This is a genomic window from Streptomyces sp. NPDC102283 (genome assembly GCF_044766265.1).
Taxonomy (GTDB): Bacteria; Actinomycetota; Actinomycetes; order Streptomycetales; family Streptomycetaceae; genus Streptomyces.
In genome coordinates, this window is record NZ_JBIWLQ010000016.1 from 103085 (window position 1) to 117684 (window position 14600).

General features: G+C 70.7%; 14 protein-coding genes and 1 riboswitch. Of the genes, 3 read left to right on the forward strand and 11 right to left on the reverse strand.

The features are described 5' to 3' along the window. Window positions 1-55 precede the first annotated feature (55 nt). Both ACIRJT_RS28075 and ACIRJT_RS28080 read left to right on the forward strand, forming a co-directional pair. On the forward strand, window positions 56-1345 hold the full coding sequence (locus ACIRJT_RS28075) for a sensor histidine kinase (protein WP_403914304.1): 1290 nt from the start codon (window positions 56-58) through the stop codon (window positions 1343-1345). Then, window positions 1339-2028: a response regulator gene (locus ACIRJT_RS28080; protein ID WP_403914307.1), complete on the forward strand. Its 690-nt coding sequence runs from the start codon at window positions 1339-1341 to the stop codon at window positions 2026-2028. The genes ACIRJT_RS28075 and ACIRJT_RS28080 overlap by 7 nt, the downstream gene beginning before the upstream one ends. Window positions 2029-2040: 12 nt before the next feature. Here ACIRJT_RS28080 and ACIRJT_RS28085 read toward each other — a convergent pair whose 3' ends face one another. The 9 genes from ACIRJT_RS28085 to rpsB form a co-directional block, all read right to left on the reverse strand. Next, window positions 2041-3084 carry an ABC transporter ATP-binding protein gene (locus ACIRJT_RS28085; protein WP_403914310.1) on the reverse strand — a complete coding sequence of 348 codons (1044 nt, stop codon included), beginning with the start codon at window positions 3082-3084 and terminating at the stop codon, window positions 2041-2043. Between the two features lie 5 nt (window positions 3085-3089). Next, window positions 3090-4706 carry an ABC transporter permease gene (locus ACIRJT_RS28090; protein WP_403914490.1) on the reverse strand — a complete coding sequence of 539 codons (1617 nt, stop codon included), beginning with the start codon at window positions 4704-4706 and terminating at the stop codon, window positions 3090-3092. An 80-nt stretch (window positions 4707-4786) separates the two neighbouring features. After that, window positions 4787-5881, reverse strand: coding sequence for a thiamine ABC transporter substrate binding subunit (locus ACIRJT_RS28095; protein ID WP_403914313.1), 1095 nt, complete (start codon window positions 5879-5881; stop codon window positions 4787-4789). A gap of 81 nt (window positions 5882-5962) precedes the next feature. Then, a riboswitch (TPP riboswitch) is annotated at window positions 5963-6079 on the reverse strand. Window positions 6080-6141: 62 nt separating this feature from the next. After that, the gene (rlmN, locus tag ACIRJT_RS28100; protein ID WP_007452477.1) at window positions 6142-7248 is read right to left on the reverse strand and encodes a 23S rRNA (adenine(2503)-C(2))-methyltransferase RlmN; all 1107 of its coding nucleotides are present in this window, start codon (window positions 7246-7248) and stop codon (window positions 6142-6144) included. A gap of 109 nt (window positions 7249-7357) precedes the next feature. Then, window positions 7358-8443, reverse strand: a complete 1086-nt coding sequence (locus ACIRJT_RS28105) for a phosphatidate cytidylyltransferase (RefSeq protein WP_403914316.1) — start codon at window positions 8441-8443, stop codon at window positions 7358-7360. Then, window positions 8443-9000, reverse strand: coding sequence for a ribosome recycling factor (gene frr / locus ACIRJT_RS28110; RefSeq protein WP_018960718.1), 558 nt, complete (start codon window positions 8998-9000; stop codon window positions 8443-8445). The genes ACIRJT_RS28105 and frr overlap by 1 nt, the downstream gene beginning before the upstream one ends. A 123-nt stretch (window positions 9001-9123) precedes the next feature. Further along, window positions 9124-9900, reverse strand: coding sequence for a UMP kinase (gene pyrH / locus ACIRJT_RS28115; RefSeq protein WP_361870956.1), 777 nt, complete (start codon window positions 9898-9900; stop codon window positions 9124-9126). Window positions 9901-10061: 161 nt separating this feature from the next. Then, window positions 10062-10898 (reverse strand): translation elongation factor Ts, encoded by an 837-nt coding sequence (tsf, locus tag ACIRJT_RS28120; RefSeq protein WP_403914320.1) that lies wholly within the window; start codon window positions 10896-10898, stop codon window positions 10062-10064. A 99-nt stretch (window positions 10899-10997) separates the two neighbouring features. Further along, on the reverse strand, window positions 10998-11939 hold the full coding sequence (gene rpsB, locus ACIRJT_RS28125; protein WP_030629544.1) for a 30S ribosomal protein S2: 942 nt from the start codon (window positions 11937-11939) through the stop codon (window positions 10998-11000). Between the two features lie 322 nt (window positions 11940-12261). Here rpsB and ACIRJT_RS28130 point away from each other — a divergent pair, with 322 nt between their 5' ends. After that, the gene (locus ACIRJT_RS28130) at window positions 12262-13011 is read left to right on the forward strand and encodes a peptidoglycan DD-metalloendopeptidase family protein (RefSeq protein ID WP_403914324.1); all 750 of its coding nucleotides are present in this window, start codon (window positions 12262-12264) and stop codon (window positions 13009-13011) included. Here the strand turns inward: ACIRJT_RS28130 and ACIRJT_RS28135 are convergent. Next, window positions 12962-13519 (reverse strand): TetR/AcrR family transcriptional regulator, encoded by a 558-nt coding sequence (locus tag ACIRJT_RS28135; RefSeq protein WP_018960723.1) that lies wholly within the window; start codon window positions 13517-13519, stop codon window positions 12962-12964. The genes ACIRJT_RS28130 and ACIRJT_RS28135 overlap by 50 nt on opposite strands. A 105-nt stretch (window positions 13520-13624) precedes the next feature. Next, window positions 13625-14461: an RNA polymerase sigma factor WhiG gene (gene whiG, locus ACIRJT_RS28140; protein WP_003965944.1), complete on the reverse strand. Its 837-nt coding sequence runs from the start codon at window positions 14459-14461 to the stop codon at window positions 13625-13627. Window positions 14462-14600: the final 139 nt, after the last annotated feature.

Sequence of the window (14600 nt, forward strand, 5' to 3'; positions counted from 1 at the left end):
CGAACTCCACCCCTGCTCCGATGCGCCGGCCCACCGGGGGGCGAAGAATCTCCGTATGACGCGAACCGTCCCGCCGGACCGCCCGGCCACCGCTACCGCAACCCCTACCCCCGGTGCCACCGCCACCGCCGACGCCCCGCCGGCGAACCGGGGCATCCGGCGACGGCTGCGGCACTGGACGGCGGAGCCCGCGTACGCCTGGCTGACCGGAGGAGTGCTGACGCTCTTCGCGGTCGTGGAGCTGGCTCTCGTACCGGGCTCGGCGATCACGGCGTTCGGGGTGCTGGTCTGCACGGCCTCGCTGGCCCTGCGGGCGACGCGGCCCGCCGTGGGGTTCCTGACCGTGGGCGCGGCCCTCCTCAGCTTCGCGACCGACGGCAACATGGCGTACGCGACCATCGCCGGTTCCCTGATCGGCTGCTACACGCTCGGGCGGCACCGGGTGCAGCATCCGGCGGTGCTCGTTCCGGCGGGTTCGCTGGCCGCGCTGGCCGTCAACCTGGTGCACATCGACCGGTGGGCGCGGGACGGCTCCCCCGGGCTGCCCGCGCTCCAGGGCACCGACCGGTTCAGCCTGGGGCTGTACGCCGAGACGCTGGTGCTGACGGTGATGATCCTGGGTGCGGTGAGCACGGGCGACGCGGTGCGGGCGCGCGAGGAGACCCGGCACACCCGGGCCGCCGCGCAGTCGCGTCTGCTGGCGATGGAGCGGCGGCAGGCGGCCGAGGCGGAACGGGCCGCGATCGCGAGAGAGTTGCATGACATGATCGCGCACTCGGTGTCGGTGATCGCGGTGCGGGCCGAGAGCGCCACGTACACGACGCCGGACCTCTCGCCCCCGGCGCGGGACGCCTTCCAGGAGATCGCGGGCACGGCGCGGTCCTCGATGGCGGAGCTGCGGCGGCTGCTCGGAGTGCTGCGGACGGGCGACGGCGCCGAAACGGCGCCGCTCACCGCTCCGCAGCCCTCGCTGGCCGGCCTGGACGACCTCCTCGATCAGCACCGGGCGGCGGGCGGCGCGGCCGAGCTGCGGGTCACCGGCGAGCGGGCGCCGCTGCCCGCGTCCTGGGAGCTGTCGGCGTACCGGATCGCCCAGGAGGCGCTGACGAACGCCCGGCGCCATGCCCCGGGCGCGCACACGATCGTGGAACTCCACTACCGACCCGGACTGTTGACGGTTCGCGCGACGGACGACGGGCCGGGCCCCGAGCCTTCCGGCGGCTCCGGACGGCCGGGGCACGGCCTGGTGGGCATGGCCGAACGGGCCGCGCTGCTCGGCGGGAGACTCACCACCGGCCGGGGCCCGGCCGGCGGCTTTCTCGTGGAGGCGGAACTTCCGTGGTGATCCGGGTGCTGGTGGCCGACGACCAGGCGGTCGTGCGGACGGCGTTCGCCGGCCTGCTGAACACGCAGGACGACATCGAGGTGGTCGGAGAGGCGGAGGACGGCGAGCAGGCCGTGCTCAGGGCGGCCGAACTACGTCCCGATGTGGCGTTGTTGGACATCCGCATGCCCAGGCTCAGCGGCATCGACGCGGCGCGCGCCATCGTCGCGGCGTCGGGCGGGACGACCAAGGCGCTGATGCTGACGACGTTCGGTCTGGACGAGTACGTGTACGACGCCCTCACCGCCGGGGCCAGCGGCTTCCTGCTCAAGGACGCGACCTTTCCCGAACTGCTGCACGCGGTACGGGTGGTGGCGGACGGGCACGCCCTGCTGGCTCCCGAGATCACCGGGCGGCTCATAGCGGAGTTCACCCGGCAGCGGGTCAGCGCTCCCCCGCCGCGCTCGATCGACGGGCTGACCGCGCGTGAGGCGGAGGTGCTCGTATGGATCGCGCGGGGCCTGTCCAACGCGGACATCGCCGACCGGCTGACCATCACCGACCATACGGTGAAGACCCACATCAACCGGCTGTTCGCGAAGATGGAGCTGCGGGACCGGGCGCAGGCGGTCATCCTGGCGTACGAACTGGGACTGGTGGTGGCGGGCCCCAGGGGCTACAGGTGTATTGATCAACGCCGTTGACCACGCTCGCGATCAATACGCCTGGGGGGTGTCCGCCCCGGCAGCCAGCACCACCGTCTCCGCCGCGTCGAAGCGGACGCCCACGACCGCGCCCTCGTCCGGGGTGTCCCGCAGCGCGCACTCGGCCTCCAGCACCGGCGCGTTCCCGGGCGTCAGGCGTACGGTCACGTGGTTCCCCCGGAAGGTGCGGACGCCGACCGTGCAGCGCAGGCCGTCCTCGGGAGCACCGATCAGCACCCCGGCGGGCCGGACCAGCAGATCCACCTCGCCCTGCGGGGAGCCCTCGGGCACCGGGACCTTGCCCCAGGCGGTGACGGCCGCCCGGCCGGTCACGGTCGCCCCGGTGACGTTGTCGAAGCCGAGGAAGCGGGCGACGAACGCCGAGGCGGGGCGCTGCCAGACGTCCAGCGGGCCGCCCTCCTGCGCGATCCGGCCGCCCCGCATCACCACGACCCGGTCGGCGAGCGCGAACGCCTCACCCTGGTCGTGCGTGACGGCCAGCACGGTCGTACCCAACTCCTGGAAGAGGGAGCGCAGTTCGACGACAAGCCGTTCGCGGAGGCTGCGATCGAGCTGGCCGAGCGGCTCGTCCAGCATCAGGAGCTTCGGGCGCGGGGCGAGTGCGCGGGCCAGGGCGACGCGTTGCTGCTCGCCGCCGGAGAGCGCGGCGACCGCACGGCGTTCGGCCCCGGGCAGGCCGACCAGCTCCAGCAGCTCGCGGACCCGGCGCTCGGCCTCGGCCCGCCCGACGCCGTGCATCCGGAGCCCGAAGGCGACGTTGGCGCCGACGTCCCGGTGCGGGAAGAGCTGGTGGTCCTGGAACATCAGGCCGAGGCCGCGCCGGTGCACCGGGACGCCGCTCTGGTCCTGTCCGGCCAGCAGGACCCGGCCGCCGTCCATGGGCTGGAGCCCGGCGACGGTGCGGAGCAGGGTGGACTTCCCGCTGCCGCTGGGCCCGAGCAGGCAGACGATCCGGTGGTCGGCGACCTCCAGGTCGACCGCGTCCAGAGCCGTCCGCTTCCCGAACCGCACGGTGGCTGACTGCAGGCTCAGCATGTCGTTCAGAACTCCCCGGATCGGTCGGTGCGGATACGTTCGAGGAGCAGCAGCGACACCGCGCACACCAGCATCAGAATCGTGCTGAGAGCCATCGCCTGCCCGTAGTTGAGCTCCCCGGACCGGCCCAGCAGCCGGGCGACGGCGACCGGCAGGGTCGGGTTGTCGGGCCGCGCGATGAAGACCGTCGCGCCGAACTCCCCGAGGGAGACGGCGAAGGCGAAGCCCGCCGCGACCAGCACCGCCCGCCGCACCAGCGGCAGATCGACCTCTCGCCAGGCCCGCAGCGGAGAGGCCCCCAGCACGGCGGCGGCCTCCCGCAGCCGGTCGTCGACCGCGCGGAGCACCGGCAGCATGGTCCGTACGACGAAGGGGACACCGACCAGCGCCTGCGCCAGCGGGACCAGGATCCAGGAGGTGCGCAGGTCGAGCGGCGGCTCGTCCAGGGTGATCAGGAAGCCGAAGCCGACGGTGACGGCGGAGACCCCGAGCGGCAGCATCAGCAGCGCGTCGAAGCCGCGGACCAGCGGCCCGGCCCGCCGCGTCAGGGCCGCCGCCGCGAGCCCGCCGACGACGAGGGCGATGAGCGTCGCGACGAGCGCGTACCGCAGGGAGTTGCCGACGGCCTCCAGCGGCGGGACCAGGAAGGTGGAGGAACCGCCGGACCCGGCCGACTGGAGGGCCCGGTAGTAGCCGAAGCCGTAACCGCCGGATCCATCGAAGGATCGCTCCACCAGCACCCCGAGCGGCAGCAGGATCAGCAGCAGCGCGGTGAGCAGGACGCCGCCGAGCAGCGCCCACTGCCCGGCGCCGCGCGGCCGGCGGGAGGTCCGGTCCGGGTCGACGAGCTTCAGCGCGCGCTCCCGGCGGCGTACGGTCACGGCGTGCACGGCGAGGATCGCGCCGACCGCGGCGAACTGCACCAGGGTCAGCACGGCCGCCGTCGGCAGGTCGAGGAGTTGCGCGGTCTGCCGGTAGACCTCCACCTCCAGGGTGGCGTACGCGGGTCCGCCGAGGATCTGCACGACGCCGAAGGAGGTGAAGGTGAAGAGGAAGACCATCAGCGCGGCGGCGGCGACGGCCGGGGCGAGCGCGGGCAGCGTCACCCGGCGGAAGGCGGCGAACCGTCCGGCCCCCAGCACCCGGGCGGCCTCCTCCTGCCGCGGGTCCAGCTGGGACCAGAGACCGCCCACCGTCCGCACGACCACCGCGTAGTTGAAGAAGACGTGGGCCAGCAGGATCGCCCACACGGTGGTGTCGAGGCGGACGCCCCACACCTCGTCGAGGAGCCCGCCGCGCCCGAGCAGCGCCAGGAACGCGGTGCCGACGACGACGGTGGGCAGCACGAAGGGCACGGTGACGACCGCCCGCAGCAGTTGCTTGCCGGGGAAGTCGAAGCGGGCGAAGACATACGCCCCGGGCAGGGCGATCAGCAGGGTGAGCGCGGTCGAGGCGAGGGCCTGCCAGGTGGTGAACCAGAGGACGTCGAGGATGTCCGGGCGGGCCAGCACCTCGCCGATCCGTCCGAACTGCCAGTCGCCCCCCGCCTTGAGCCCGCGGCCGACGATGGCGGTCACGGGATAGGCGAAGAACACCGCGAAGAACGCCACGGGCACGGCCATCAGGCCGAGCCGCCGCGCGGCCCCGCGCCGCCCGGCCCCGCGTCGGGTCCGGGCGGCCTCGGCGGTCTTGGCCCCGGGCTCTACTTCAGGACCAGCGACTGCCACGACTGGATCCACTGCTCACGGTTGGCGGTGATCTTCTCGGGTGCGACGGTGGGAGGCGTGTCGATCTTCTCGCCGAACTTCGTGAACAGCTCGGGGAGGGTCGCGTCCTTCACGACCGGGTTCACGAACATGTTCAGCGGCATGTCCTCCTGGAACGTCTTGCTGATCATGAAGTCCAGCAGCGCCTTGCCGCCCGCCTCGTTCTTCGCACCGGTCAGCAGCCCGGCGTACTCGGTCTGCCGGAAGCAGGTGCCGGTGGCGACCCCGGTGGGCGCCTCCTTCGGCTGCGGGTCGGCGTAGAGCACCTCGACGGGCGGGCTGGAGGCGTAGCTGACGACGAGCGGCCGGTCGGCGCCTGCCTTCTTGCCGCCCGCGGAGCCGGAGAACTCCTCGTTGTACGCCTGCTCCCAGCCGTCGACGACCTTGACGCCGTTGGCCTTCAGCTTCTTCCAGTACGCCTCGTAGCCGTCCTCTCCCTGGGCGGCGATGGTGCCGAGCAGGAAGCCGAGACCGGGCGAGGAACTCGCGGCGTTCTCGGTGACGAGGAGGTTCTTGTACGCGGGCTCGAGCAGGTCCTGGAAGGTCTTCGGCGGCGCGAGCTTCTTGTCGGCGAAGTACTTCTTGTCGTAGTTGACGCAGATGTCACCGGTGTCGACGGGCGTGACCCGCCTCTTCCCGTCCGTCTGCGTGTCCGCCGCGACCGTGTCCAGGCCCTTGGCCTCGTACGCGGTGAAGAGACCGTTGTCGAGGGCGCGGGAGAGCAGGGTGTTGTCGACGCCGAAGAAGACGTCGCCGCGCGGGGATCCCTTGGTGAGGATCTCCTGGTTGAGCGCGGCTCCGGCGTCGCCGCTCTTGAGGATCTCGACCTTGTAGCCGGTCTCCTTCGTGAACGCCTTCAGCACCTTGTCCGAGACGTTGAAGGAGTCGTGGCTCACCAGGGTCACGGTCTTGGAGCCGGGGCCCTTGGACTCCCCGGAGCCGGCGGAACCGCCGTCGCCGCAGCCCGCGAGCACGGTGACGCCGAGAGCGGCGGCGAGCGCGGTCGCCGCGTACTTCGTGGTGGTGTTCATGTGATTCCTCCTGGAGATGACCAGGAAGAGACGCGGCCCCGCCCGCTGTCCGGCGAACCGGAAGCGGGCAGGGCGCAACAGCTTGAGTAAGGTCCGAACTTCCTACCCGGAATGACCCGGGCGAGGTTCAGAGGGTCTGCGGCCAACCTGTCCTTGGTGCCGCACTCTCAGCGCTGTGGCGCTCCCCTGTCGGAATATGAAGTTGATTTCGAGCCCAGGCTACACCGGCGGATTTCGGCCGCCCGTCCGGGAGAGGCCGGCTAGCGCTCGGAGGCCGCCAGCTGACCGCAAGCCCCGTCGATCTCCTGACCGCGGGTGTCCCGGACGGTGACGGGCACGCCGTGGGCCGCGATGGCCTCGACGAACGCCTTCTCGTCCTCGGGCCGCGAGGCGGTCCACTTGGAGCCGGGCGTGGGGTTCAGCGGGATCAGGTTGACGTGCACCCGCTTGCCCTTGAGCAGTCGGCCGAGCCGGTCGCCACGCCAGGCCTGGTCGTTGATGTCCCGGATCAGGGCGTACTCGATGGAGATCCGGCGGCCGGACTTCTCGGCGTACTCCCAGGCGGCGTCCAGCACCTCGCGGACGTTCCACCGGGTGTTGACGGGGACCAGGGTGTCGCGCAGCTCGTCGTCCGGGGCGTGCAGCGAGACGGCGAGGCGGCACTTGAAGCCCTCGTCGGCGAAGCGCAGCATGGCCGGGACGAGGCCCACGGTGGAGACGGTGATCCCGCGCTGCGAGAGGCCGAGACCGTCCGGCTCCGGGTCGGTGAGACGGCGGATCGCGCCGACCACCCGGTTGTAGTTGGCGAGCGGCTCGCCCATGCCCATGAAGACGATGTTGGACAGCCGCGCGGGCCCGCCGGGCACCTCGCCGTCGCGCAGGGCGCGCATGCCGTCGACGATCTGGTGCACGATCTCGGCGGTCGACAGATTGCGGTCGAGGCCGGCCTGCCCGGTGGCGCAGAAGGGGCAGTTCATTCCGCAGCCGGCCTGCGAGGAGATGCACATCGTGACGCGGTCGGGATAGCGCATCAGGACGGACTCGACGAGCGTCCCGTCGTGCAGCTTCCACAGGGTCTTGCGCGTCGTGTCGTCATCGCAGCTGATGTGCCGCATCACGGACATCAGATCGGGGAACAGCGCCTCGGCGAGCTTCTCCCGCGATCCGGCCGGGATGTTCGTCCACTCCGCCGGGTCGTGCGCGTACCGCGCGAAGTAGTGCTGCGAGAGCTGCTGGGCGCGGAACGGCTTCTCACCGGTCGCGGCGACCGCTTCCTTGCGCTCGGCGGGCGTGAGGTCGGCGATGTGCCGCGGCGGCTTCTTGGATCCGCGGGGCGCGACGAAAGTGAGTTCTCCGGGCTTAGGCATGGTTCATCCAGTGTCGCAGACAGACGGGTGAGGGCCCGCCGCCCTGTGGACGACGGACCCTCACTCGCGAAACGTGCAGGTGGGACAGGGTAAGAGGGTGCCGAAGCGGTCAGCCGGAGCCGACGAACAGCACCAGCAGCAGCCAGACGACCGGCGCGGTCGGCAGGAGCGAGTCCAGCCGGTCCATGATGCCGCCGTGGCCGGGAAGCAGGGTGCCCATGTCCTTGATCCCGAGGTCCCGCTTGATCATGGACTCGCCCAGGTCGCCGAGGGTGGCGCTGGCCGCGACCGCGAGGCCGAGCAGCAGGCCCTGCCACCAGGCGCCGTCGTCGATCAGGAACTCCATGCACAGGGCGCCGGCGACCATCGCGAAGGCGACCGCTCCGAACAGGCCTTCGCGGGTCTTGCCGGGGCTGATGCGCGGGGCGAGCTTGTGCGTGCCGAAGCGCCAGCCGACCGCGTACGCCCCGGTGTCGCTGACCACCGTGAGGATCAGGAAGGTCAGGACCCGCCACGAGCCGTCGTCCGCCGTCAGCATCAGGGCGACGAAGGTGGCCAGGAAGGGTACGTAGAACGCCGCGAAGACCCCGGCCGTGACGTCCTTGAGATACCCGTCGGGCGGTTCGGTCATCCGCCAGACCAGCACCGCGAGGGCGGTCAGGGCCATCGCGATCCAGGCGCCCTCGGGCCCTCGCGCGTAACCCGCGACGACCATCGCGGCTCCGCCCACGGCCAGCGGCACCAGGGGCGCCTTGATGCCCTTGCGCTCCTGGAGGCGGGACGTCAGCTCCCAGAGGCCGACCACGACCGCGGCCACTACCACGCCGATGAAAGCGGCCTTCACGATGAACAGCGAGACGCCGATGACGGCGCCGAGACCCACGGCCACCCCTATGGCGGCGCGCAGATCACGCCCCGCGTGCTTCTTCTGCGGCGGGGGCGGCAGCGGGGTGGACATGGGCTCCTGCGGCTTCTCGTCACGGAACAGGGGGCCGCTGACGTGAGCGGCATCCCTGTCCCGGTCGTCGCGGCTCTGTGCGTCTCTACCTGCGTCGGGAACGTCCGGCACGTTGGGCATGGGCCGAGTCTGCTGGGCGCCATGCACATCGTGGGCCGGACCCGCCGGGGCCGCCCTCATCTCGGGCGTGCCCCAGTAACCGGCTCCTTGCGGGGCACCCCGGGAAGAGTCGTTCATCAGACTTCGAGCAGCTCGGCTTCCTTGTGCTTGAGCAGCTCGTCCACCTGCGCGACGTACTTCGCGGTGGTGTCGTCGAGCTCCTTCTCCGCGCGACGCACCTCGTCCTCGCCGGACTCCTTGTCCTTGACGAGCTTGTCGAGGGTCTCCTTGGCCTTGCGGCGGATGGAGCGGATCGAGATCTTGGAGTCCTCGGCCTTGGTCTTGGCGACCTTGATGTACTCCTTGCGGCGGTCCTGGGTGAGCTCGGGGAACGTCACCCGGATGATATTGCCGTCGTTGCTCGGGTTGACGCCGAGATCGGAGTCGCGGATCGCCTGCTCGATGTTGCGCAGCGCGGTCTTGTCGAACGGCGTCACGACGGCCATCCGCGCCTCGGGAACCGAGAACGAGGCCAGCTGGTTGATCGGGGTCAGCGCGCCGTAGTAGTCGGCGACGATCTTGTTGAACATCGCCGGGTGCGCGCGGCCGGTACGGATCGCGGCGAAGTCCTCTTTCGCGACGACAACGGCCTTCTCCATCTTCTCCTCGGCCTCGAGGAGGATTTCTTCGATCACCACGTGCTCCTGCGTGTCTTGGGTGGGCCCGGCGTCGTCATCGCCTGGCCCTGCGGGTCCTGCGTCGCGTCCTCACCTGCACGGTGTCCGACCGGCAGGCCGTTGTCCATCCTGGGGGGGCCGTCAGGCCCGGGTGCTCTCGTCGCTCACGAGCGTGCCGATCTTCTCACCCTTGACCGCGCGAGCGATATTGCCCTCGGTCGTCAGCTCGAAGACGAGGATCGGGAGCTGGTTGTCACGGCAGAGCGTGATGGCGGTGGCGTCCGCGATCTTCAGATTGCGGGTGATCACCTCGCCATACTCCAGTGCGTCGAACTTCACCGCGTCGGGGTTGGTCTTCGGGTCGGAGTCGTAGACCCCGTCCACGCCGTTCTTCCCCATGAGCAGCGCCTCGGCGTCGATCTCCAGGGCGCGCTGCGCGGCGGTGGTGTCGGTGGAGAAGTACGGCATGCCCATACCGGCGCCGAAGATCACCACACGCCCCTTCTCCAGGTGCCGTACGGCGCGGAGCGGGATGTACGGCTCGGCGACCTGGCCCATGGTGATGGCGGTCTGGACGCGCGAGTCGATGCCTTCCTTCTCCAGGAAGTCCTGGAGCGCCAGGCAGTTCATGACGGTGCCGAGCATGCCCATGTAGTCGGACCGGGCCCGGTCCATGCCGCGCTGCTGAAGCTCGGCGCCACGGAAGAAGTTGCCTCCTCCGATGACCACCGCGATCTGGGCGCCGTCGCGTACGACGGCGGCGATCTCGCGGGCGATGGTGTGCACGACGTCGGGGTCGACGCCGAGACCGCCGCCGCCGGCGAATGCCTCACCGGAGAGCTTCAGCATGAAGCGCCCGGAACCCTTGTCGTCGTCGCGCTGGTCGTCGGCCTGAATGGCGTCCGCGCCCTTGTCCATGGAAATTCTCCTCGTGCACATACGAAGAAGGCCATTGCCGGTGGGTCTGGTGTCCCTACAGCGGCAATGGCCTCCTCGTCAGATCTGCGGTCGTCCGGCGTGGGTGCGGCCGTCGACTGCACCAGACCCTATCGGGTCCGGCGCTGTTCGCCCGGACGGACTCAGATGCCGACCTTGATGCGCGAGAAGCGCTTCAGGGTGACACCGGCCTCGTCCAGGACCTTCTGGACCGACTTCTTGGCGTCCAGCGCGTACGGCTGGCCCAGGAGGGTGGCCTCCTTGAAGAAGCCGTTGACCCGACCCTCGACGATCTTCGGGAGCGCGGCCTCGGGCTTGCCCTCGGCGCGCGTGGTCTCCTCGGCGACGCGACGCTCGGCCTCGACGACCTCGGCCGGGACGTCCTCGCGGGAGAGGTACTTCGGGGCGAAGGCGGCGATGTGCTGCGCGATGCCCTTGGCCAGCTCGGCGTCGGCCTTGTCCAGCTCGACCAGAACACCGATCTGCGGGGGCAGGTCGGGCATCGTGCGGTGCATGTACACACCGACGAACGCGCCGGCGAACTGCGCGAAGCGGTCCAGGACGATCTTCTCGCCGAGGTTGGCGTTGGCCTCGTCGACGTACGCCTGGACGGTCTTGCCGGCCTCGATCTCGGAGGCGAGGAGCGCCTCGATGTCGGCCGGGGAGGTCGCGGCGACGTGAGCGGCGAGGGTGTTGGCGACGGCCTGGAACTTCTCGCCCTTGGCGACGAAGTCCGTCTCGCACTTCAGCTCGAGGAGGACGCCGGACGTCTGGTCCTCGGAGATCAGGGAGACGACGGCACCGTTCTCGGCAGAGCGGCCCTCGCGCTTGGCGACGCCCTTCTGGCCCTTGATACGGAGCGCCTCGACGGCCTTGTCGACGTTGCCGTCGGCCTCGTCGAGCGCCTTCTTGCAGTCCATCATGCCGGCGCCGGTGAGCTCGCGGAGCTTCTTGACGTCAGCGGCGGTGTAGTTCGCCATGAGTCTGTATGTCTCTCTCGAAGTCTGAAAGATCTACGGGTGAACGGCGGGGGCGACGCTTGTGGCGTCGGCCCCCGCCGTCAGCAGCCGTGACGGGTGTCAGGCCTGCTCGGCGTCCGCGTCGGCGGCCGGGGCGTCGGCGGCCGGAGCCTCGACAGCGGCCTCGGCCTCGGCGACGGCCTCGGCCGGCTTCTCGGCGTCGGCGACCTTCTCGGTCTCGGCGGAGGACTGGACCTCGGCGGCAGCCGCGGTCTCGTCCTTCTTGTCGCCCTCGAGCAGGTCGCGCTCCCACTCGGCGAGGGGCTCGCCGGCGGCCTTCTCGCCCGGCTTCGAGTCACCGGTGGCGGCACCGGAACGGGCGATGAGGCCCTCGGCGACGGCGTCGGCGATCACGCGGGTGAGCAGGGTGACGGAGCGGATCGCGTCGTCGTTGCCCGGAATCTTGTAGTCGACCTCGTCGGGGTCGCAGTTGGTGTCGAGGATCGCGACGACCGGGATGTGGAGCTTGCGCGCCTCACCGACGGCAATGTGCTCCTTCTTGGTGTCGACGATCCAGACGGCGCTGGGCACCTTCTGCATCTCGCGGATACCACCCAGGGTCTTCTCCAGCTTGGCCTTCTCGCGCGAGAGGACCAGGAGCTCCTTCTTGGTGAGGCCGGAGGCGGCCACGTCCTCGAAGTCGATGAGCTCAAGCTCCTTCAGACGCTGAAGGCGCTTGTAGACGGTGGAGAAGTTGGTGAGCATGCCACCGAGCCAACGCTGGTTGACGTACGGCATGCCGACGCGCGTCGCCTGCTCGGCGATGGCCTCCTGGGCCTGCTTCTTCGTACCCACGAACATGATGGAGCCGCCGTGGGCGACGGTCTCCTTGACGAACTCGTAGGCGCGGTCGATGTACGACAGCGACTGGAGCAGGTCGATGATGTAGATGCCGTTGCGCTCGGTGAAGATGAAGCGCTTCATCTTCGGGTTCCAGCGACGGGTCTGGTGACCGAAGTGGACGCCGCTTTCCAGCAGCTCCCGCATCGTGACGACGGCCATGGCCGTACTCCTTGAGGTGCTCGGTTATCGCGACCGCAGGTTTGCGCTCGCGCCTGACGCCCCGACGCGCCGTGCCACGAGGGACCGAGGAGCGCGGCCACCTCCGAGAAGAGGGAGGTGGCGGGGCGTGCGAAGTCGACCCGGTGACCCGGATCGCCGTAAGAAGTGTACGGGACCGGTTGGGTGCCCGGTGACGGCCATGTCCACGACCGGATGAAGGCGACACCCCTGGCCGGGTGGCCGCGATATCCACAACCGGCGAGTAGTCCACAGGAACGGTCCGTGATCCCCGGAATCCCGGCCTCCGGGCCATCGTGGCGACATGCGCCATCAGCCCGGCCGACGCCGCTCCCCCGCCCGCCGCACCCCGATCCCGCTGCTCCTGGTCCTCCTGCTGTACGTGCTGCTCCCGGTCGCACCCTCGACCCCGGGCGGGCCGGCTGTGCCCGCCGCTGCTCTGACGTCCTCGCCTCTGACGTCCTCGCCGGGCGCGGCCGCCGGCACGGACGTCAGCACGGACGTCAGCACGGACGGCGGCGATACGGGGGGTGGTGCGGGCAGCGGTGCCCGGATTTGGCCGCTGGCGGGGAGGCCCGCGGTGCTACGGGGATGGGAGCCGCCCGCCGGTCCGTACGGACCCGGACATCGCGGCGTGGACCTCGAGGCGGGACCGGGCGCCCGGGTGCTGGCGGCCGCCGGCGGCCGGGTGTCGTTCGCGGGGCGGGTGGCGGGGCGCGGGGTGGTCGCCGTCGAGGTGGCCGACAGCGGTTCACCGCCGCTGCGCACCACGTACGAACCGGTGCGGGCGCTGGTCGAGGAGGGCGCGAGCACCCGGGCCGGGCAGCCGGTCGGGGTGCTGGAGGAGGGGCCGTTCCACTGCGCGGAGGGTTGTCTGCACTGGGGGCTGCGACGCGGGGACGCCTATCTGGATCCGCTCTCGCTGCTGCCGCCCTCACTGCTGCGGAGAGGCCCCTCGCGGCTGCTGCCGGTGTTCGGGGTGCCGGAGCCGGGCGCCGTCCGGGTCAGCCGCTCACACCGCGCAGGACCATCGCGACGACGGTGTCCGCGATGACGCCCGGCTCCTCGGCGACGCCGAGTTCGATGCGGCGCACGGCGGCGTCGACCGAACCCTGCATGAGCATGGCGGCCAGCCTGGGCTGTGTGTGGCCGAGGTCGCCGAGCGCTTCGACGATCATGGCGATCAGCCCGCCGTGCGCGGCGCGGATCTTCTCCCGGGCGCCCGCGTCCAGCTCGCTCGCGGAGATCGCGACGACCGCGCGGTGGCGGCGGTCCCCGACGAGGTCGAGCTGGCGGCGCACATACGCCTCGATCTTCGCCTCGGGCGTCTCGGCGCCCTGCATGGCGTTCTCGACCTCGGCCGCCCAGACCGGGAAGTCGACGGCGCACAGCTCCTCGACGACGGCGGCACGGGAGCGGAAGTACTCGTACACGGAGGACCGGGCAAGGCCCGTGCGCTCGGCGAGCGCCGGGAAGGTCAGCGCCTCCGTACCGCCCTCGGACAGCAGGGAGCGCGCGGCGTCCAGGAGGGCGCCGCGCTGCATGGTCCGGTGCTCGGCCACGGAGGCCGCTCGAATCCTGGGCACGCCTCCACTCTACGGCGGCAGACGTGCGGGGGAAGGGCACGGCCGCCGATCGGATGGCCGGGAGTGCCGGGAAGGGGAGCGTCAGCGGCCCGCGTCGGCCAGCTTCGCCCGGAGTTGGAGCACGGACTTGGTGTGGATCTGACTGACCCGGCTCTCGGTCACCCCGAGGACGTTGCCGATCTCCGCGAGGGTGAGCCCCTCGTAGTAGTAGAGGGTCACAACGGTCTTCTCGCGATCGGGCAGGGTGTTGATGGCCCGCGCGAGCAGTCTTCTCAGCTCGCGGTCCTCGGCGACCTCCACCGGATTGTCGGCGGCGGTGTCCTCCAGGGTGTCCATCAGGCTCAGCCGGTCGCCGCCCTCGCCGCCGACGTGCAGCAACTCCTCCAGAGCGACCACATTCGCCAGCGACAACTGGCTGAAAACCGCGTGCAATTCCTCCAGCGCGATGCCCATCTCCGAGGCGACCTCGGCCTCCGACGGCGTACGCCGGAACTGCGCCTCCAGCGTGGCGTACGCGCGCTCCACGTTCCGCGCCTTCTGCCGGACGGATCGCGGGATCCAGTCCAGGGCCCGGAGTTCGTCGATCATCGCACCGCGGATCCTGGTGATCGCGTACGTCTCGAACTTGATGGCCCGTTCGATGTCGAACTTCTCGATGGCGTCGATCAGTCCGAAGACGCCGGAGGAGACGAAGTCGGCCTGCTCGACGTTGGACGGCAGCCCCACGCTCACCCGGCCCGCTACGTACTTCACGAGCGGCGAGTAGTGCAGGATCAGCTGCTCCCGCAGCCGCTCGTCGCCCGTGGTCTTGTAGGAACGCCACAACTCGTCGAGAGAGGAGGGGGCGGGGGGGCGCACAGTGCCACGCGCAACCGGTGGTACTGCCGCGCGGTCAGACCCGGAGGTGTGCTGGGGCATGTGGTGCCTTGAGCCGTTCTGCCGTGAAGTGCTGGGGGACTTGTGTCTGGGGCGGAATCCTTGTGAGCGTAGCGTGACTACGACGTCGCAGTCCGCGCAGGACGGGAGATCCCTGCCGCCTGATCGCGTGCCGCCGTTC